This is a genomic window from Mycobacterium sp. MS1601 (genome assembly GCF_001984215.1).
Lineage (GTDB): Bacteria > Actinomycetota > Actinomycetes > Mycobacteriales > Mycobacteriaceae > Mycobacterium.
Map to the genome: position 1 here is coordinate 4,079,725 of NZ_CP019420.1, position 18,316 is coordinate 4,098,040.

Genomic DNA, 18,316 nt, shown 5'->3' on the forward strand with positions numbered 1-18,316 from the left:
ACCGCCGTGTGACAACCCACCACAGAAAGAGTCAGATCATGTCGTCCTTGGTCAGCCGCCGCATGACGAACCATCCGATGAACACCGGCAGCCAGCACGTCAGCACCCGGTACAACAGCACCGAGGGCACCGCCACCGCCGCGGGCACGCCGAAGGCGGCCAGGCCACCGATCAACGCGGCCTCCACTGCGCCGACACCACCGGGAGTGGGAGCGGCCGACGCCAGCGTCCCACCCACCATCGTCACGACCGTGACCGTCACGAAGGTGGCGTCGCCGCTGAACGCGGCAACGCTGGCCCACAGCGCCAGTGCCTGGCCCAGGGTGGTGGTGGCACAACCGAGCACGATGACGGCGAGCCGTTTGGGTTCTCGGGCCAGCTCTTTGAGGTCGCCGAGGACCTCTGCCAATCGCGGTCGTACGTCGTGCTTGAGCCAGCGCCGCAACTTCGGTACGAACATGAAGACCCCGACCAGGCCCAGCAGCACACCGGCGATCAGGTACAGCACGGTCGCGTCGGGCACGAACTTCGCGAGGTCGGCAGGCACCGCCGCTGCGAGGCTGAAGAAGATCAGCAGCGTGATGTGGGTCATCACCTGGACCGATTGCTGCAGTGCCACCGCCGTCGTCGCCCGCAGGGCGCCCAGGCCGCCCTTCTGCAGGAACCGCGTCGACAACGCCAGCCCACCCACGCCCGCCGGGGTGGTGGTGGCGGCGAAGGTGTTGGCCACCTGCATCAGCGTCAGCTTCCAGAAGCCCACCAACCCCGCCGCGCAGGCCCACAACGCCGCGGCCGCACCGATGTAGCGCAGCGACGAGATCAGCAGACCCGCCAGTGCCCACCACCAGTTGGCGTTGCTCAGTTCGTCGAAGAACGCGGGCACGGTGCTGATGAACGGGTAGGCCACGTAGACCAGCGCCACCAGCAGGACCAACTGGATCAGTTGGTTGCGGCTGAACCGGGTGATGGTCTCTTTCTGGATCTGGTCGGCCCCGGTGCGGCGCATCACCTCTTCGCGGGCCGTCGCCAGTACGGCCTTGGCGTCGGGAATCTCCTTGACCAACTGCGTGGGCATCGCCGCCTTGGTGAGTCGCCCGGACGCGGCCAGCACAGCGTCGGCGCCGAAGGCCTCGATGGCGGCCGCCACGGCGGGCTCGGCGCCGTGCAGGTGAACGGTGGTCGCCAGGAGCTGGGCGATGTCGGCCTGCAGATGGACATCGGAGGCGCCGAACTCGGAGCCGTCGAACCCGCCGAACAACGTGATGCCGTCGTCGACGGTCAATTCCGCGGCCCGCAGGTCGCCGTGGGCGATCTGACGCTGGTGCAGTCGCTTCAGTGAGCGCCACGCACTGGCCACCGTCTCGGCGCTGGTGCACTCGGCGATCGGGGTCCCGCGGGCGGGGGTGTGGGCGTAGAGCGTCCAGCCGCGGTCCAGGTCCGCGACCACCACCGTGGTGGTGTTGGCGACGCCGACGTCGCCGATCGCGATACCCATCAACGCCCGGTGTTCCACCGCGCGGCGTTGTGACGCGTGCAGTGGTGCTGTTTCCCGCTTGCGCAGCCGCACCCACCGCCAGAACTGGCGAAGTGCACCGCCGCTGCGCTGGTTCGGTCCGTACAGTTCGACGACGGACGGCTCCTCGGGGCCGACGGCCGACATCACCAGTGGGCCCGTGCCTGCCGGCCGCAGCACCGTGAGTCCGGTGACCGCGATGCCGCGCCGGGACAGCGCCCGCACGGCGCCGTCGAGCGGAACCTCCAGCGCGGGCGTGCCCACCACGAGGATGGTCAGTGCGCCGACGAACCACCCCACCGACAGCCCCAGCAGTGAGCGCGCCGGGACGACGGCGCTGACCACCAGGTGGATCGGGACGAACGCCAGCAGCAGGATCCACCACCAGCGCCGCCAACGTGCCGGCAGCCAGGGACCGGATACGGTCAGCACGGCGGCCAGCATCGCGATCCAGCGGGGGTCGTCGAGGAACTGCGACAGCAGGGTGTCCAGCCGGTCTGACAGGTCAAAATGCCAGCGCGGCGCTGCGATGCCGTTGCCGGTGATGGACAGTGACAGCAGTGCCACCACGCCGGCGGCCGCATACGCACCCAGCAGCTTCCACTGCTGCCGCAGGATCAGCCCGATCAGGATGGCGAACGGCAGCGCGAGGATGGCGACGCCGTAGGCCAGGTAGACCAGGTTGGACTGGGTGGGCGTCAGCACTCCGATGATCTCGGAGATGGACCGCTCGAGGGTTTCCCACTCATTGCGGGTGATCAGCGAACTGGTGATGACGAAGATCAGGAACGCGGTGGCGAAGCCGAATCGGATGATGTCGTTGGTACGACGGGTGAGCGGTAGCAGCAAGCTGCCCGAAACGGCGATCTCCCGCCCGTCCACCCGCATAGTGCCCGGATTCTTTCAGATGAGCGGAAGCTGGCCTCGGGCCGGTCGACGAGCCCGAGGTACGAGGGGGAGGGAGGGCCGGCCTGGAATTGGCTCGGGCCGGTCGACGAGCCCGAGGTACGAGGGGGAGGGAGGGCCGGCCTGGAATTGGCTCGGGCCGGTCGACGAGCCCGAGGTACGAGGGGGAGGGAGGGCCGGCCTGGAATTGGCTCGGGCCGGTCGACGAGCCCGAGGTACGAGGGGGAGGGAGGGCCGGCCCGGACTAACTGAGACCCACCCTGGGCGGGGTCAGGCGATCAGCGATCGTGCAGCAGCGCGGCGCAGCTTCCCGGATGGTGTTTTGGGGATGGTGCCGGGACCGAGCACCACGACGTTTCGTGGTCTGACATTGGTCTCGACGAAGACTTCGTGGGCCACCTGGAGTTGGATGTCACGTACCAGGGCCGCGTCGTCGTGACCGTTGGACTCGACCACCACGGCGAACGTCTCCCGGTGTTCCAGCTCCAGGCGGACGGCCACAGCACAGCCCGCCCGCACTCCGGAAACCCGGCCCGCTGCGCGTTCGATGTCTGACGGGAAGATGTTGCGTCCGCCCATGATGATGATGTCCTTGACGCGCCCGCACACCACGAGGTGGTCGTGCTCGGTGAGGTAGCCCAGGTCGCCGGTGTCGAACCAACCCAGCGAATCCTGGGTGGGGACGAAACCCGCCACGGTTCGATAGCCGCGGCTGACCGAGGCACCTCGGACCTGGATCACGCCGACTCCGCGGCGCGGCAGCAGGTTGGCGTCCTCGTCCACGATCCGCGCTTCGAGACCTGGCAGTGTCGGCCCCAGGCACGCCAGCCGACGGCCGCGGCCATGCCGGTTGGGGACAGCCCGGCGCAGTGCGGCCAGGATGTCGGCGTCCACCTCGTCGACCTCGATGCCGCCTCCACATGCGGAGAATGAGACGGCGACGGTGGTCTCGGCCATGCCGTAGGCGGGCAGGATCGCCTGGGGCCGTAAGCCGAAGCGCGCACTGGCCTCGCAGAAGTCCTCGACGTCGGTGGGATCGACTTGCTCAGCGCCCGACAACGCCCAGCGCAGCGACGTCAGATCGAATGTCGCGGAGTCAGGCTGATGGCGTAACCGCTTGGCCAGCAAGGCATATGCGAAGTTGGGCGCGGCCGTCATGGTGCCGCGGTACTTGTCGATCAATCTGGCCCACAACAAGATGTCGCCCAGGAAGTCCATCGGTGTCACTTTGACCAGCTCGGCGCCGAAGTACATCGGCACCACCAGGAATCCCGTCATGCCCATGTCGTGGAACAGCGGTAGCCAGCTCACGATCACATCGGTGTCGAGGTTGTACTCGGCGCCGACAAACATTGCCTCGGCGTTGGATTCGAGATTGCGGTGGGTGATCGTGACGGCTTTGGGCGGGCCGGTGGAGCCCGACGTGAGTTGCATCATGGCGACGTCGTCGTCTTCGGTGACAACACCGACGTCGGGAGTGGCCTCGAGCAGTTCGGCCACGGTGACCACCGTGAGGCCGAGGGCACAGAGCACGGGCGCGGCGGCCATGAACGGGTCGGACACCACAACCACCTGCGCTCCGAGCAGACTGATCACCGCTGCGGTCTCCTGCGTCCAGCGTTCGAGATCGGTCCTCGGAGTGGGCTGGTGCAACATCGTCAGGCTCGCCCCGCGCATCCAGATTGCTTGTGCGGTTGGCGCGATCTCAGCGGGCGCGCCGGCCAACACCGCCACGGCATCGTGGTGACCCACGCCTGCGGCGGCCAGGCCACCGGCAATGTGGCGGGCGCGTTCGTGGACCTCGCCCCATGTCCTTCTCACCGCAGCCGCGGGCTCGCCGGTCACCATGCCCCGGGATTCGTTGGCATTGCTGAACATCTTGTCGGTGAACCGGCTCATGGGAGTGTCCCTCACTGACCTTCGCGGAGCAGACTGCGGATCAGGGTTGCTGTCATCGGATGGGCCGCGGCGGTCACCCGGTCGAGAACTCGTTGTGCCGTGGCCGCTGCAGCGCCGGAGGGCAGCACGAAAAGCACCGCATCGCGGGTGTGGGTGCCCTTGAGATAGATGGTGTCGCGGGCAACCAGTCGGTAGGGATCCATGGCTATCGAAGTGGCGCCGCGGACGATGCGTGCCGGTGCGGGCGACCAGACCCTGCGGTCGTAGATGACGCGACTGACCGGCCCGATCCACGACCCCATCACCGCGATCAGGTCCGGCAACTCATGGGGGAGATCGGGCGTCGACGGCCACCACGCACCGTCGACGCCGCCGACACCGGTGGCCCGGTCACACACCGCCAACCGCGCAGTTTCCGAGTCGTTTGTCAGCGTGATGCACGCTCCCGCCGGGTCTGTGCCCAATCGCAAACGGCGCCAGAGTGCTGGCGCGCGATGAGTCTGCGACGGTTCACTTTAACAGCCGCAGGCCCGCTCGCCGTGGACCAACGTGGCGCGGAAATGGGTTGTATTCAGCCGCAATCGTTTTAGTGCGGCCGCTAGGGTGGGCTGCGTGAGCGCACAGTGGTCGCCGAGCCGTCTCGGCAATCTGACAGGGCAACGCATCATCGTCACCGGCGCCACCAACGGCGTGGGCCTTGCGACGGCTCGGACGCTGGTGGGCGCCGGTGCGCACGTCATCTTGGCGGTGCGAAACACCGAACTGGGCGCTGCGCGGGCAACGGAGATGGGTGGCTCCACCGAGGTGTTGCGGTTGGACCTCGCGGATCTGGCGTCGGTGCGGGCATTCCCGGATCTGCTCGACGGCGACGTCGACGTGTTGATCAACAATGCCGGTGGTCTGACGCAGCACCGCAGCGAGACCGCCGAGGGTTTCGAGACCACCCTGGCGACCAATCTGCTGGGTCCCTTCGCGTTGACGAATCTGTTGTTGCCGCGGATCCGCGGGCAGATCGTCACGGTGGCCTCGGAGGCGCACAAGCGTGCGACGCTGCGCCTCGATGACATGCATCTGCGGACCACGAAGTGGTCGGTGATGGGCGCGTATGCACGGTCGAAGCTCGCGACCATGCTGTGGGGCCTTGAACTGGACCGGCGACTACGGGTGGCGGGCGCGACGGTCACGAGTCAGCTGACCGACCCGGGCTGGGTGTCGTCGAACATCTCCAATGTCTCCGACACGAGGGTGATGGCGGTGGTGCACCGCGGCATCAAGGCGGTGGGGGACCGGTTGGCCAACGACATCGACCAGGGTGCGGCGCCCACGCTGTACTGCCTCAGTGAGCCGATTCCGCCTGGCAGTTATGTGGGCGTGGACGGCGTGATGGGGCTGCGCGGCGGCCCGGTGCTGATCGGCCGCTCGGCTGCGGCGTGCGATTACGACACCGCGGCGAAAGTGGTGGCATTTGCCGAAAGAGAAACGGGCACAAGCAATCCGGTGTAGTCAGCCCGTGAGCAGACGCCAACTCGAGTTGGCGGGCCCCGAGTCACTCGAGTTTGCGTCTGCTCGCCGAGTCTGGGGCGCCTTGACGAACCACACCTCGCGATCTACTGTGACCGTACTCACCGATTGAAACGTTTCAATCACCGGTATGGGCGAAGGGGCTCAAATGGCTGAGGTGTCCAGCGGGACCCAGCGGGTGTGTTTTCTCCTCCACCTGAAACCGGACCGTGTCGAGGACTATCTGAAAGCTCACGAGCACGTCTGGCCTGAGATGCTCGACGCCCTGAGCAAGGCGGGTTGGCACAACTACTCGCTGTTCGTCCGGGCCGACGACGGCCTGGTGGTCGGCTATCTCGAGACCCCGGATTTCGACGCCGCCCAGCGGGCCATGGCCGCCACCGACATCAACGCCAAGTGGCAGGCCGGCATGGCCCAGTACTTCGTCGGGGGCGAGAACCCCGGCGAAACGATGCGCCCCCTTCAGCTGTATTTCCACCTCGCATAACCGACACCCGCGCCTAACCTGAAAGAAGTCCCATGAAAATCGGAGCGCGATCCACCACCGGCTGGCGGGCGACCATTGCGGTCGCCATGTCGAACTACATCGAGGCCGGCTCCATCATCGCCATCGCCACCAGCCTGGCCTTCTGGCAGGCCGAGTTCGGCATCAGCAACTTCGCGGTCGGTCTGCTGGCGGCGTTGAGCGCCAACGCCTTCGGTGCAGCCATCGGCGCCATCCTCGGTGGTCCGCTGTGCGACCGGTACGGCCGAAAGGCGATCTACACCTACGACCTGCTGGTCTACATGGCCGGTGTGCTGCTGGCCGCGTTCGCCATGAACTTCACCATGCTGCTGGTGGCGTTTGTCGTCACCGGTATCGCCGTCGGCGCGGGGGTACCCGCCTCCTGGACCTACATCGCCGAGCAAGCGCCGTCGACTGCGCGGGCCAAGCACGTCGGCACCGCGCAGCTGGCGTGGTCGGTGGGCCCGCTGATCGGATTCGCCCTGGCTGCCGCCCTGGCGCCGATGGGTCTGCTGGGCTCGCGGTTGATCTTCCTGCACCTGTTCGTGGTCGCCGCCGTCGTGTGGTGGGTGCGCCAGGGTCTGGAGGAATCCAAGATCTGGAGCGAGGAAGGGGGAAGCGCCACGCACGGGACGAGCGCGGCGGCTGGGCAGGTCAGCGTGTCCGCCACCCTCGGCGCCCGTGGACTCAAGGGCCTGTTCTCCCGCAAGGTCAACATCACGGCGTTGCTGTTCCTCGGCGGCATCTACCTGTTCTGGAACACCGTCGCGGGTCAGGCCGGCATCTTCATGCCACGGGTGTACGACACCGCAGGCGTGCACAGCCCCGTCGCGCAGAACCTGCTGCAGGTCCTGGTGTGGGGCTGCACGGTGCTTGCCACCTACTTCGGCTTCATGCGCTACGGCGACACGATGTCGCAGAAGAAGCTGTACGTCATCGGCGCGGTACTGGGCATTGTCGGCTGGATCGTCCTGGTGGCCTTCACCGACGGCGGGGTGCCCACCATGCTGATCTTCGCCGTGCTGTGGGGCGTCTCGGCCGGTATCGGATGCCAGGCCTTCTACAGCCTGTGGACCAGCGAACTGTTCGCCACCCCGTACCGCGCCAGCGCGCAGGGTGTCATGTTCTTCGCCGTTCGCACTGCCACCGGCCTGCTGAGCTACTTCTTCCCGACGCTGCTGGCTGCCACCGGCCTCACCGTCGTCGGCGCCCTGCTGGTCGGTCTGCTCACGGTAGCCTTGATCATCGGTGCGGTATGGGCGCCCAACACGCAGGGAAAGACGTTGCAGGAGATCGAGATCGAGCGCTACGGCGAACCGGTCAAGGATGCAACCCAGGGAAAGGCGGTGGTCTGAATGGGCTTCCAATCAGCAGAATTCGACAACCTGGCGATCGAACTGCCCTCGTGGGCGTTCGGGAACTCAGGCACCCGGTTCAAGGTGTTCGGCACGCCCGGCACCCCGCGCACTGTCGAGGAGAAGATCGCCGACGCCGCCACCGTGCACCGCTTCACCGGGCTGGCACCGATTGTGGCGCTTCACATTCCGTGGGACAAGGTGGACGACTTCGCCAAACTGGGTGCGTATGCGAAGGACCAGGGTGTGGAGTTGGGCACCATCAACTCCAACACCTTCCAGGATGACGTCTACAAGTTCGGCAGCCTGACCCACACCGACAAGACCGTGCGACAGAAGGCCATCGACCACCACCTGGCCTGCATCGAGATCATGGACCAGACCGGTTCACGGGACCTCAAGATCTGGCTGGCCGACGGCACCAACTATCCCGGTCAGGGCGACATTCGTGGCCGCCAGGACCGGCTGGCCGAGTCACTGGCCGCCATCTACCAGCACATCGGCGAACACCAACGAATGGTGTTGGAGTACAAGTTCTTCGAGCCGGCCATGTACATGACCGACGTCCCGGATTGGGGCACCTCCTACGCGCAGGTCAGCGCACTCGGGGAGCGCGCGAAAGTGTGTCTGGACACCGGGCATCACGCCCCTGGCACCAACATCGAGTTCATCGTCGCGCAATTACTGCGCCTGGGGAAGCTCGGTTCGTTCGACTTCAACTCCCGTTTCTACGCCGACGACGACCTGATCGTCGGCGCGGCCGATCCGTTCCAGCTGTTCCGCATCATGTTCGAGGTGATCCGCGGCGGTGGCCTGCAACCCGGCTCCGATCTGGCGCTGATGCTCGACCAGTGCCACAACGTCGAAGCCAAGATCCCCGGTCAGATCCGTTCGGTGCTCAACGTCCAGGAGATGACGGCCCGCGCCCTGTTGGTCGACACCGAGGCATTGACTGCCGCGCAGGAAGCCGGTGACGTCCTGGGTGCCAACGGTGTCTTCATGGACGCCTTCTACACCGACGTCCGTCCAGCTCTGGCGCAGTGGCGTAGTGAGCGTGGCCTGCCGGAAGACCCCATGCGCGCCTTCGCTGAGTCCGGATATCAGAAAACCATCGACGCGCAGCGTGTCGGTGGCACTCAATCCTCCTGGGGAGCATAGAGATACATGACTACCGACATCACCGCCGTGCAAGCCCTCATCGCTCGCTCCAACCGGCTGGGCTCTGATCCGAAGAACACCAACTACGCCGGCGGTAACACCTCGGCCAAGGGCACCGAGACCGACCCGGTCACCGGAGAACCCGTCGAATTGTTGTGGGTCAAGGGATCCGGGGGAGACCTGGGCACCCTCACCGAAAAGGGGCTGGCTGTCCTGCGACTGGACCGGATGCGCGCGCTGGTCAACGTCTACCCTGGCGTAGAGCGTGAGGACGAGATGGTCGCAGCGTTCGACTACTGCCTGCACGGCAAGGGCGGCGCGGCCCCGTCCATCGACACCGCGATGCACGGGCTGGTGGACGCCGCGCACGTCGACCACCTGCACCCGGACTCGGGAATTGCCCTGGCCACGGCCGCCGACGGCGAGGCGCTGACCAAGCAGATCTTCGGCGATCGGGTGGTCTGGGTACCGTGGCGGCGACCCGGTTTCCAGCTGGGACTGGACATCTCCGACATCAAGGCGCGAAATCCGCAGGCCATCGGCACCATCCTGGGTGGGCACGGCATCACCGCGTGGGGCGACACCTCCGCCGAGGCCGAGGCGCATTCGCTGGAGATCATCGAGACCGCGCAGCGCTACATCGACGCCAACGGCCGCCCACAACCGTTCGGCGCACCGCTGGACGGCTACGCAGCCCTGCCCGACGAACAGCGTCGCACCAAGGCAGCCGAGCTCGCCCCGTTCATCCGCGGGCTGGCGTCCACCGACAAGGCGCAGGTCGGCCATTTCAACGACGACCCGCGGGTGCTGGAATTCCTCGCCAGCAGTGAACACCCGCGCTTGGGTGCCCTGGGCACCAGCTGCCCGGACCACTTCCTACGCACCAAGGTCAAGCCGCTGGTGCTCGATCTGCCCGCCGACGCCCCCGTCGAGAAGTGCCGCGAGCGGCTCACCGAACTGCACCAGGCCTACCGCGCCGACTACCAGGCGTACTACGACCGGCACGCCACCGCCGACAGCCCCGCCATCCGTGGTGCCGACCCCGCCATCGTGCTGATCCCCGGCGTCGGCATGTTCAGCTACGGCAAGGACAAGCAGACCGCCCGGGTGGCCGGCGAGTTCTATCTCAACGCCATCAACGTGATGCGCGGTGCCGAGGCCATCTCCACCTACGCACCCATCGACGAGTCGGAGAAGTTCCGCATCGAGTACTGGGCGCTGGAAGAGGCCAAGCTGCAACGCATGCCGAAGCCCAAGCCGCTGGCCACCCGCATCGCGCTGGTCACCGGAGCCGCCTCGGGCATCGGCAAGGCCATCGCCACACGCTTGGCCGCCGAGGGCGCGTGCGTCGTGATCGCCGACCTGGACGCCGCGAAGGCGGTTGCGGCGGCCGAAGAGATCGGCTCCGCAGATGTCGCCATCGGGATTGCTGCCGACGTCACCGACGAGGACGCCGTGCAGGCAGCAGTCGACGCCACTGTGCTGGCCTTCGGCGGTATCGACATCGTGGTGAACAACGCCGGACTGTCGCTGTCGAAGTCACTGCTGGAGACCACTGCCGCCGACTGGGACCTGCAGCACAACGTGATGGCCCGCGGCTCGTTCCTGGTGTCCAAGGCGGCCGCCAAGGCGTTGATCGAGCAGAAGCTCGGCGGAGACATCATCTACATCTCCAGCAAGAACTCGGTGTTCGCCGGACCCAACAACATCGCGTACTCGGCCACGAAAGCCGATCAGGCCCATCAGGTTCGGTTGCTCGCAGCGGAGCTGGGCGAACACGGCGTCAAGGTCAACGGCATCAATCCCGACGGTGTGGTGCGCGGGTCGGGCATCTTCGCCGGCGGCTGGGGCGCCAAACGCGCCGCCGTCTACGGCGTACCGGAGGAGGAGTTGGGCAAGTACTACGCGCAGCGCACCCTGCTGAAACGCGAAGTGCTGCCGGAGAACATCGCAAACGCGGCGTTCGCCCTGTGCACCTCGGACTTCTCCCACACCACCGGGCTGCACGTGCCGGTTGACGCAGGTGTGGCGGCGGCGTTCCTCCGATGACGGGTTCGGTCGCGGCGGTCGACCTGGGTGCCACCAGCGGCCGGGTGATGCTCGCCGAGGTGGGCCCCGACCATCTCGAGATGCGGGCGGTGGCGCGCTTCGCCAACGACCCGGTGTCGATGTGGAACGGCCACCGCGAGGCGCTGCACTGGGACATCGCCGGGCTGTACCGCAATGTGTGTGATGGGCTGGCCGCCGCGGCTCACGAGGCGCCGGACCTGGCTGCGGTGGGCGTCTGCTCGTGGGCGGTGGACTACGGGATGCTGCGTGACGGTCGGCTGCTGGCGAACCCGCACCACTACCGCGATGAGCGCACTTCGCGCGGTGTGGGCCTGGTGCACGCGCAGCTGGGTCCCGATGAGTTGTACCGCCGCAACGGTATTCAGTTCCTCCCGTTCAACACCGTCTATCAGCTGGCCGCCGAGAAGGCCGATGGTCTGCTGGACTTGGCGGACTCCGTGCTGCTGGTCCCGGATCTGGTCAACTATTGGCTCACCGGCGTCAGGGCGGCCGAACGCACCAATGTCTCGACCACGGCGCTGCTGGGGCGCGACGGTGCATGGGACACCGAACTGATGAGACAGCTGGGACTGCCCACGTCGCTGTTCCCGGATCTGGTGGAGGCGGGCAGTGTCCGCGGTCCGGTGCTGCCTGCGGTGCGGACCCGGCTCGGGCTGCCCGACGGGATGGACGTGGTGTCGGTGGGTTCCCATGACACCGCCTCCGCAGTGGCGGCCATCCCGATGCGCTCCGACCGCGCCGCTTACATCTCCTGCGGAACCTGGGCTCTGGTAGGTGTCGAGTTGCCGTCGCCGGTGGTCACCGACGATGCGCGGCGTGCGAACTTCACCAATGAGGTGGGGGTCGACGGGCGCATCCGGTTCTTGCACAACGTGATGGGGATGTGGCTGCTCAGCGAGACGGTCCGCCAGTTCGAGCGGGACGGGATCACCGTCGAACTCGCCGACCTGCTGGCTCAGGCCGCTGAGATGCCCGCGCCGGCAGAGGTTTTCGACACCGACGACCCGCGGTTCCTGCCGCCCGGCGACATGCCTGCCCGTATCGAGCAGTGGTACACCGAGCGTGGGCTGGCTTCACCTGCCACTGCCGCAGCGCTGGTGCGTGCCATCGTGGAGAGCCTGGCTGCGGCGTTTGCCGCGGCCGTGCGCACCGCCGTCGATCTCACCGGAGTCAATGTCACCGAGGTGCACATCGTCGGCGGAGGTTCGCAGAACGAGTTGCTGTGCCAGCTCACCGCCGACCGGCTCGGGATGCCGCTGCTGGCCGGCCCGGTCGAGGCGACCGCGTTGGGCAACGTTCTGCTCAGTGCCAGAGCCCGGGGACTGGTCTCCGGTGACCTGGAAACGCTGCGGGCGCTGGTCGGCGCGCGGTTCCCGGTGCGCCGCTTCGAGCCACAGGCTGCCACCGTGGGCTGAGCATCTGGTGTGATGGATGCGTGGTGAGCATGCGCGAAGTGGCGGCGGCGGCCTCGGTGTCCATCGGGACGGTCTCCAATGTCCTCAACGCACCCGACAAGGTCGCGCCCGCCACGGTGGCCCGGGTGCAGGCGGCCATCGACGAATTGGGTTTCGTTCGCAATGACGTGGCACGCCAGCTGCGTGCGGGGCGCTCCCGCAGCGTCGGGCTGGTGGTGCTCGATGTCGGCAACCCGTTCTTCACCGACATCGCCCGCGCCGCGGAGAACCGCGCGGGCGAGCTGGACCTCACCATCCTGCTCGGCACGTCGGACGACGATCCCCGCCGCGAGCGCGCCTATATCGACACCTTCGACGAGCAGCGCGTGTTCGGGTTGCTGGTCTCGCCCATCGGCGACGATCTGACCCGACTGACCGCCCTGCAACGCCGCGGCACCCCGGTGGTGCTGGTGGATCGTGACGGCAGCGGCACCACGTTCGACTCGGTGGCCGTCGACGACATCGCAGGTGCCCGTATGGCGGTCGCTCACCTGGGTGAGATCGGCCGTCGGCGGATCACCTTCGTGGGAGGGCCCGCCGAGCTGCGGCAGGTTCGAGACCGGCGGTCCGGAGCGCAGCAGGCGGTTGACGCCATCCCCGGTGCTCGCCTCGAGGTGATCGACACTCCGGCCCTGACGGTGCTGGCAGGACGTGCGGTCGGCGAGCTGCTGAGGGACCGACCTGCCGGGCAACGCCCGGATGCGGTGTTCTGTGCCAACGATCTGCTGGCGATCGGTGTGCTGCAGGCGCTCACGTTATCCGGGGGCGTCCGCGTCCCGGAAGACATCGCCCTGATCGGTTACGACGACATCGATTTCGCGAGTTCGGCGGTGGTGCCGTTGAGTTCGATCCGTCAGCCCACCGCCCGCATCGGTGCCACCGCTGTGGACCTGATGATCAACGCCGCCGAGAACTCCACGACTCATCGTCCCGAGCATGTGGTGTTTCAGCCCCAACTCGTGATCCGGGGCTCGACCGCGGGCTGAAGCGCTATGCGCTACTGGGGTGATTGGTGCGTGACGGCCTTGAAGCCGCGTGCGCTGGCCCGGTCCACCGCAGCGCGCACCACGGCGAACACCAAGCCCTGCAACGCCGCCGCAGCCAACACCGACGTCGTGGACTTCTCGAGATCCTTCGGGTCGGGCGGCGGTTCTTGGCTGTTGTCGACGCGCTTCCAGATCTGGCTGAAGACCGCGCTGGCCAGCAGACCTCCGCCCACACTGGCGGCAAGCGCCAGCGGTTTGTAGAGCATCTTCGACGAGCTGGGCATCGCTGGTCTCCTCGGTCTGTCGGTCAGTCGGCGGGGGCGTCGTTGTCGGTGAGCTTGGAGCCGGTGGTCTGGAAGATGATGCGGCGGGCGATTTCGACGGCGTGGTCGGCGAACCGTTCGTAGAACCGACCCAGCAGCACCAGATCCACCGCCGCGGCGACACCGTGACGCCACTCGCCGCCCATGACGACGGTGAACAGGTGACGGTGCAAACCGTCCATGGTCTTGTCGTCCTCGAGGATCTGCTTGGCTTCGTCCACGTCGCCGGACAGCACCACTTGTTGCGCGCCGCGGGCCATCGCCGCGGCGACCTCTCCCATCTCGGCGAAGTAGCCGCCGACCTCTTCGGGAAGTACCCGGGCGGGATGTCGACGACGCACGATTCTGGCGACGTGGGCCGACAGCCCACCCATGCGGTCGGAGTCGGCTGCGGTCTGCAGGGCTCCGACGACGGCCCTGAGGTCGGAGGCGACGGGTGCCTGCAACGCAAGCAGTTGAAAGGCGTCGTGTTCCACCTGGTTCTTGAGGGTGTTGAGCTGGTCGAGGTTGCCGATGACCACCTCGGCCGCCTCCAGATCTGCCTGCAGCAGCGAATGGGTGGCACGTTCGATCTCGTCGGCCGCCTGGCCACACATCCGTGCCAGGGTGGCGGCGAGGTCGTCAAGCCGCTGGTGAAATTCGGTCCGCATGCTCTCTCACGTTCAAGATCAGCTGTTGGCCCGCTAACTTACTCTTCGTCGACACAGACAAACAGCGCACCTGATCGGTCACACCGGCCGCAGCGAAGCCAGATTCTGCACCGAGCGACGTACGTCGGATTCGAGGACCTTGGCCACCAGCGAACCCACCGGCCCGTTCAGCAGACCACCGCTGAGGCGGGCAACCAGATGAAAGGTGGAGCCTGGGGAATTGTCCGTGATCGCCATGTCCAGTGCGATGCGAACCCCACCCCGGCCGGTGCCGCGCATCTCGAGACGCTTGAACAGCTCGAAGCTGGTCACCTCCCAGTGGATGACATTGCGGAAGCCCTTCACCTTGATCAGGGAAGACACCTTCGTGCCCAACTGGACCTCGGAGGGAACATCGCTCTTCCAACCGCCGAAGATCGTCATCCACTCGCCGAAGCGCTCCAGGTCGGAGGCAAGCGCCCATGCCTCCCGTGGGGACTGCTCGGAGGAGACTGAGACATCAACTGAGGCCATGGTGTCCTTCTACCCGCTGACCCGGCGGGTTAACCGTTAGTGCGAATGCTTGACCTGCACCCACCACTCTCGACCTGCGCAGTCGGGGCTTGCGCACCGGCGCAGGTCTCGCCTGATCCTGGCGTCGGCGGGTGCGGCCTCGGTGCCGCCGCCGCACACCGGGCAGGGACTCCTGGTGCCGCTTCTGGCGATCAGGACGGTTATCCATCGTGGGCGCAGACTGCGGTCAGTCAACCTTGATCTCGCCCATCTCCGACCAGCCGTCGGTGTCGATCGAGTGGCTGATGATCAGCGGTGTGGAGTTCAGCAGCGCGGGCGCCTCGGACACGAACTTCGTGAAGTGCGCGCTGGTGACGTGTTCCTTGCCTGCATCGCCGTCGCGAAACCCTTCCACCAGAACGTATTCCGACGGGTCGTCCAGGCTGCGTGACCACTCGAAGAACAGGTTTCCCGGCTCGTTGCGGGTGGCTTCGGTGAACTCGGCCACCATGTCGGGGAACGAGTCGAGGTACTGGGCCTTCGGTTTCCACTTCACCACGATGAATATCACTGTGTCTCCTAAGGGGTGAGGATGGCTCGGCCGCGGACGTTGCCCGCGTCGAGATCGTCGATGGCGGACTGGAAGTCGTCCAGCGCATACTTCTGGGTGTGTAGGTGGACGGCGCCCCGTGCGGCCAAAGCCATCAGATCTTGCAGGTCGTTGTAGGAGCCGACGAGATTGCCGATGAAGTTGATCTCGGTAGAGATGATATCGATGGTGGGAACGTTGATGTTCTCGCCGTAGCCCACCACGTGGTAGTCGCCGGCGCGGCGCAACATCGCCACTCCCTCTGCGGTGGCGCCGCCTTCGCCGACAAAATCGACCACCGTCTCGGCGCCGTGGCCGTCGGTCAGGTCGAGCACCTGCTGCACCTGGGTGCCGTCGGCAACCACACCGTGGTCCGCACCGATGGCCTCGGCCAACTTGAGAGCATCCGGATTACGGTCCACCACAATAATTTCGGCGGGTGACAGCGCTTTGAGCACCTGAATGCCGATATGGCCGAGGCCGCCGGCGCCGATCACCACGCAGCGGTCCCGCGGTGTCAGCCGTTTCGCCGCCTTGGCGGCCGCATGGTAGGCCGTCAGGCCGGCATCGGCCAACGCGGCGACGTCCGAGGGCTCCAGGGCGTCGTCGATCTTGACCACACTGCGGGCCGATGTCAACAGGTACTCGGCGTAGCCGCCGTTGGTGTCGATGCCGGGAAAGGCGTTGGCTTCACAGTGCACGTCGGCACCGGAGCGGCAGGCTCGGCAGAACCCGCAGGTGATCAGGGGATGCACGATCACCTTGTCGCCCTCGGCCACGTTGGTGACTGCCGAGCCGGCGGCGTGCACCCAGCCTGCGTTCTCGTGACCGATCGTGTACGGCAACTGCACCTGCGACTTTTCGGCCCACTGGCCTTCCAGGATGTGCAGGTCGGTCCGGCACACCCCGGCGCCGCCGATCTTGACGACGACGTCGAACGGGCCGGTGGGGGTGGGAATTGGGACTTCGGTCATCTCCAGATTCTGGTGGTAGCCGACCACCTGTACAGCGCGCATGCCGGTCATGAGGATGCTCCTTGCAGGGAAACCAGGGGGATGAGGGTGTGTTCGGGTGCCGGGCCGACGGGGCTGTCGTAGCGGGTCTTGAGCAGCCCGCGGCAGAAGTGCGCATTGCCGTCGATGGAGATCCGGGTGGAGCGGGCCTTGCGCAGTGCAAGCACCACGTCGTCGGGTTGGTGACCGGTGTGATCCACCAGGACCAGATCTGTTGGTGCCGTTGAGAGTCCGATCTTCTCACGCCGTTTGAGCAACGATTCGTGTGCGCTGTTTGCCGGCAGGTCGGCCAGTGTCACCTCGCCCAGGCTGGCCTCGGGCCGCCCGTCACGCACCAGCGCCGTCAAGCAGCGTTCCATCGCCGCGGTGTGCGCCTTGCGGTGAAATGTCTGCCGCAGTTCGTCGAGACTGTCCAGTGCCTCGTGGCCGAATGTGCCGCGGTAGCCGGCGTCGGAGGCCAGGCCGGCGTTGATGATGGGGGAGTCGTGATGGTCGTCGAGTTCCACGACCACATCGTTGGTCCAATCCAGGGCAGTCAAAGCGTCTTTGGCGTCGGCGGCCATCAGGTAGGCGAAGTTCGGCGAGCAGAACGATGTCGGTAGCCGTAGGTGCACCTTGACGTTGCGGGCCGGGCTGACCACCAGTGAATGCACGAACCCCAGGTCGGTGATGGGTTCGTCGAGCTCGGGGTCGACGACGCCCGAAAGTGCCTGCAGGGCCTGGTCATAACGGGTCATGCGGGTGCCATCTCGTCGGCGCCGCGGGGACCCACCGCCGGCTCATCCGCGCTCGGAAGCTGCAATTCGGCCGGCACCGGGATGTCGTACATCTTCGCGGCGTTGAGCCCCAGGACCTTCTTCTTCTGGGCGGTGGTGATCTTCGGGTATTCGCCGAGTTCGTCGGGAATCTGGAAGTCTACGAACGCCTCGACCAGCCAGCGCGGTGTCCACAGGGCGTAGTCGGAGGAGAACTGGATGCGGTCCTCGCCCACCCAGTACAGCAGCTCACCCATGATCTGTGCGAAGTACTTGGGGCGGGTGTGGATGAACGGCATGGCGACGGCCAGGCCCGCGTGCACATTGGGTTCCTGGGTGGCGATCCAGCAGAAGTCCTCCAGTCGCGGCAGGCCGCAGTGCTCGACGATGAAGTTCAGGTCGGTGAAGTCGGAGGCCACGTGATCGATGTCGGCGACGTCGAAGGCGTCGCGGTCCAGCGGCCGGATGGTGGGCCCCTTGTGCACGTGGATGTTGCGGATGCCGACCTCGCGACAGGCCTCGAAATAGCGGTAGGCCCACGGGTCGTCCAGGCGCCAGCCGCGGGATTCGCCGTGCCACTCCGCGGTATACAGCTTGACGCCCTTGAGGCCGTACTTGGCTGCGTCCTCGCGTAGCTGGTAGAGGCCGGCTTCGCCGTTGCGGGGGTCGAAGTTGTGGTTGTAGGTCAGCTTGTCGGGGTGTTTGGAGGCCAGCTCGAACGCCTCGTCGGTCTGGCCGAAACCCTTGTAGTAGAACTCGCCCAGGGCGGCCGGCTGGAAGATCGCGTGGTCGACGTAGCCCTCGGTGAAGAGGTCTTTCATCAGCCGCTCGCCGCCCTGGTACAGGTAGTCCTCGTAGCTCCAGACTTCGGATTCCGGTGACAGATTGCGGTGATAGTCGTAGAAGCAGTCGATGAACTGCTTGCCGTGGATGTTGCGCTGATTCTCGGGGCGGGCATCCCAGAGCGCGATGTGGGCGTCCACGACGAAGTAGCTGGTGTCGTCCTTGCGGTACATGGTTGGCCTTTCTCTCCTGTGAGGGCTGTCACAGCGTTGGCCCGACACTAGGTTCGCCGATCCGTTCTGCAGAGGGGCTTTGCGTCTCAATCTGAGACGCCCGACCCGAGG

General features: G+C 66.4%; 17 protein-coding genes. 7 read left to right on the forward strand and 10 right to left on the reverse strand.

The window, feature by feature from the left end:
• Positions 1–31 precede the first annotated feature (31 nt).
• The 3 genes from BVC93_RS19865 to BVC93_RS19875 form a co-directional block, all read right to left on the reverse strand.
• The gene (locus BVC93_RS19865) at positions 32–2,401 is read right to left on the reverse strand and encodes a lysylphosphatidylglycerol synthase transmembrane domain-containing protein (RefSeq protein WP_083738969.1); all 2,370 of its coding nucleotides are present in this window, start codon (positions 2,399–2,401) and stop codon (positions 32–34) included.
• A 288-nt stretch (positions 2,402–2,689) separates the two neighbouring features.
• Positions 2,690–4,318, reverse strand: coding sequence for a fatty acyl-AMP ligase (locus BVC93_RS19870; protein ID WP_083738970.1), 1,629 nt, complete (start codon positions 4,316–4,318; stop codon positions 2,690–2,692).
• 11 nt (positions 4,319–4,329) lie between these two features.
• Positions 4,330–4,788 (reverse strand): DUF5994 family protein, encoded by a 459-nt coding sequence (locus tag BVC93_RS19875; RefSeq protein ID WP_157516997.1) that lies wholly within the window; start codon positions 4,786–4,788, stop codon positions 4,330–4,332.
• Between the two features lie 142 nt (positions 4,789–4,930).
• Here BVC93_RS19875 and BVC93_RS19880 point away from each other — a divergent pair, with 142 nt between their 5' ends.
• From BVC93_RS19880 to BVC93_RS19910, 7 genes are all read left to right on the forward strand, one after another.
• Positions 4,931–5,821, forward strand: coding sequence for an SDR family NAD(P)-dependent oxidoreductase (locus BVC93_RS19880; RefSeq protein WP_083738972.1), 891 nt, complete (start codon positions 4,931–4,933; stop codon positions 5,819–5,821).
• Positions 5,822–5,987: 166 nt separating this feature from the next.
• The gene (locus tag BVC93_RS19885; RefSeq protein WP_083741180.1) at positions 5,988–6,326 is read left to right on the forward strand and encodes an L-rhamnose mutarotase; all 339 of its coding nucleotides are present in this window, start codon (positions 5,988–5,990) and stop codon (positions 6,324–6,326) included.
• Between the two features lie 32 nt (positions 6,327–6,358).
• Positions 6,359–7,699, forward strand: a complete 1,341-nt coding sequence (locus BVC93_RS19890; protein WP_083738973.1) for an MFS transporter — start codon at positions 6,359–6,361, stop codon at positions 7,697–7,699.
• Entirely contained in the window at positions 7,700–8,857 is a 1,158-nt protein-coding gene (rhaI, locus tag BVC93_RS19895; protein WP_083738974.1) for an L-rhamnose isomerase, read from the forward strand.
• Positions 8,858–8,863: 6 nt separating this feature from the next.
• A complete protein-coding gene (locus BVC93_RS19900) occupies positions 8,864–10,906 on the forward strand; it encodes a bifunctional rhamnulose-1-phosphate aldolase/short-chain dehydrogenase (protein ID WP_083738975.1) in 2,043 nt (680 codons plus the stop codon).
• Complete coding sequence (locus BVC93_RS19905) at positions 10,903–12,342, forward strand: rhamnulokinase (protein ID WP_083738976.1); 1,440 nt, start codon at positions 10,903–10,905, stop codon at positions 12,340–12,342. Before BVC93_RS19900 ends, BVC93_RS19905 begins: the two co-directional genes overlap by 4 nt.
• Before the next feature lie 29 nt (positions 12,343–12,371).
• Positions 12,372–13,367 (forward strand): LacI family DNA-binding transcriptional regulator, encoded by a 996-nt coding sequence (locus BVC93_RS19910; RefSeq protein WP_083738977.1) that lies wholly within the window; start codon positions 12,372–12,374, stop codon positions 13,365–13,367.
• Positions 13,368–13,378: 11 nt separating this feature from the next.
• Here BVC93_RS19910 and BVC93_RS19915 read toward each other — a convergent pair whose 3' ends face one another.
• The 7 genes from BVC93_RS19915 to BVC93_RS19945 form a co-directional block, all read right to left on the reverse strand.
• Positions 13,379–13,651 carry a DUF4235 domain-containing protein gene (locus BVC93_RS19915; RefSeq protein WP_083738978.1) on the reverse strand — a complete coding sequence of 91 codons (273 nt, stop codon included), beginning with the start codon at positions 13,649–13,651 and terminating at the stop codon, positions 13,379–13,381.
• A gap of 23 nt (positions 13,652–13,674) precedes the next feature.
• A complete protein-coding gene (gene phoU / locus BVC93_RS19920) occupies positions 13,675–14,340 on the reverse strand; it encodes a phosphate signaling complex protein PhoU (RefSeq protein ID WP_083738979.1) in 666 nt (221 codons plus the stop codon).
• A 78-nt stretch (positions 14,341–14,418) separates the two neighbouring features.
• Complete coding sequence (locus BVC93_RS19925) at positions 14,419–14,853, reverse strand: type II toxin-antitoxin system Rv0910 family toxin (RefSeq protein WP_083738980.1); 435 nt, start codon at positions 14,851–14,853, stop codon at positions 14,419–14,421.
• Between the two features lie 226 nt (positions 14,854–15,079).
• A complete protein-coding gene (locus tag BVC93_RS19930; protein ID WP_083738981.1) occupies positions 15,080–15,403 on the reverse strand; it encodes a putative quinol monooxygenase in 324 nt (107 codons plus the stop codon).
• 8 nt (positions 15,404–15,411) lie between these two features.
• Entirely contained in the window at positions 15,412–16,437 is a 1,026-nt protein-coding gene (locus tag BVC93_RS19935) for an NAD(P)-dependent alcohol dehydrogenase (RefSeq protein ID WP_157517259.1), read from the reverse strand.
• Positions 16,438–16,442: 5 nt separating this feature from the next.
• Positions 16,443–17,171, reverse strand: coding sequence for a metal-sulfur cluster assembly factor (locus BVC93_RS19940; protein ID WP_083738983.1), 729 nt, complete (start codon positions 17,169–17,171; stop codon positions 16,443–16,445).
• Positions 17,168–18,205 carry an amidohydrolase family protein gene (locus tag BVC93_RS19945; protein ID WP_083738984.1) on the reverse strand — a complete coding sequence of 346 codons (1,038 nt, stop codon included), beginning with the start codon at positions 18,203–18,205 and terminating at the stop codon, positions 17,168–17,170. The genes BVC93_RS19940 and BVC93_RS19945 overlap by 4 nt, the downstream gene beginning before the upstream one ends.
• Between the last annotated feature and the right edge of the window lie 111 nt (positions 18,206–18,316).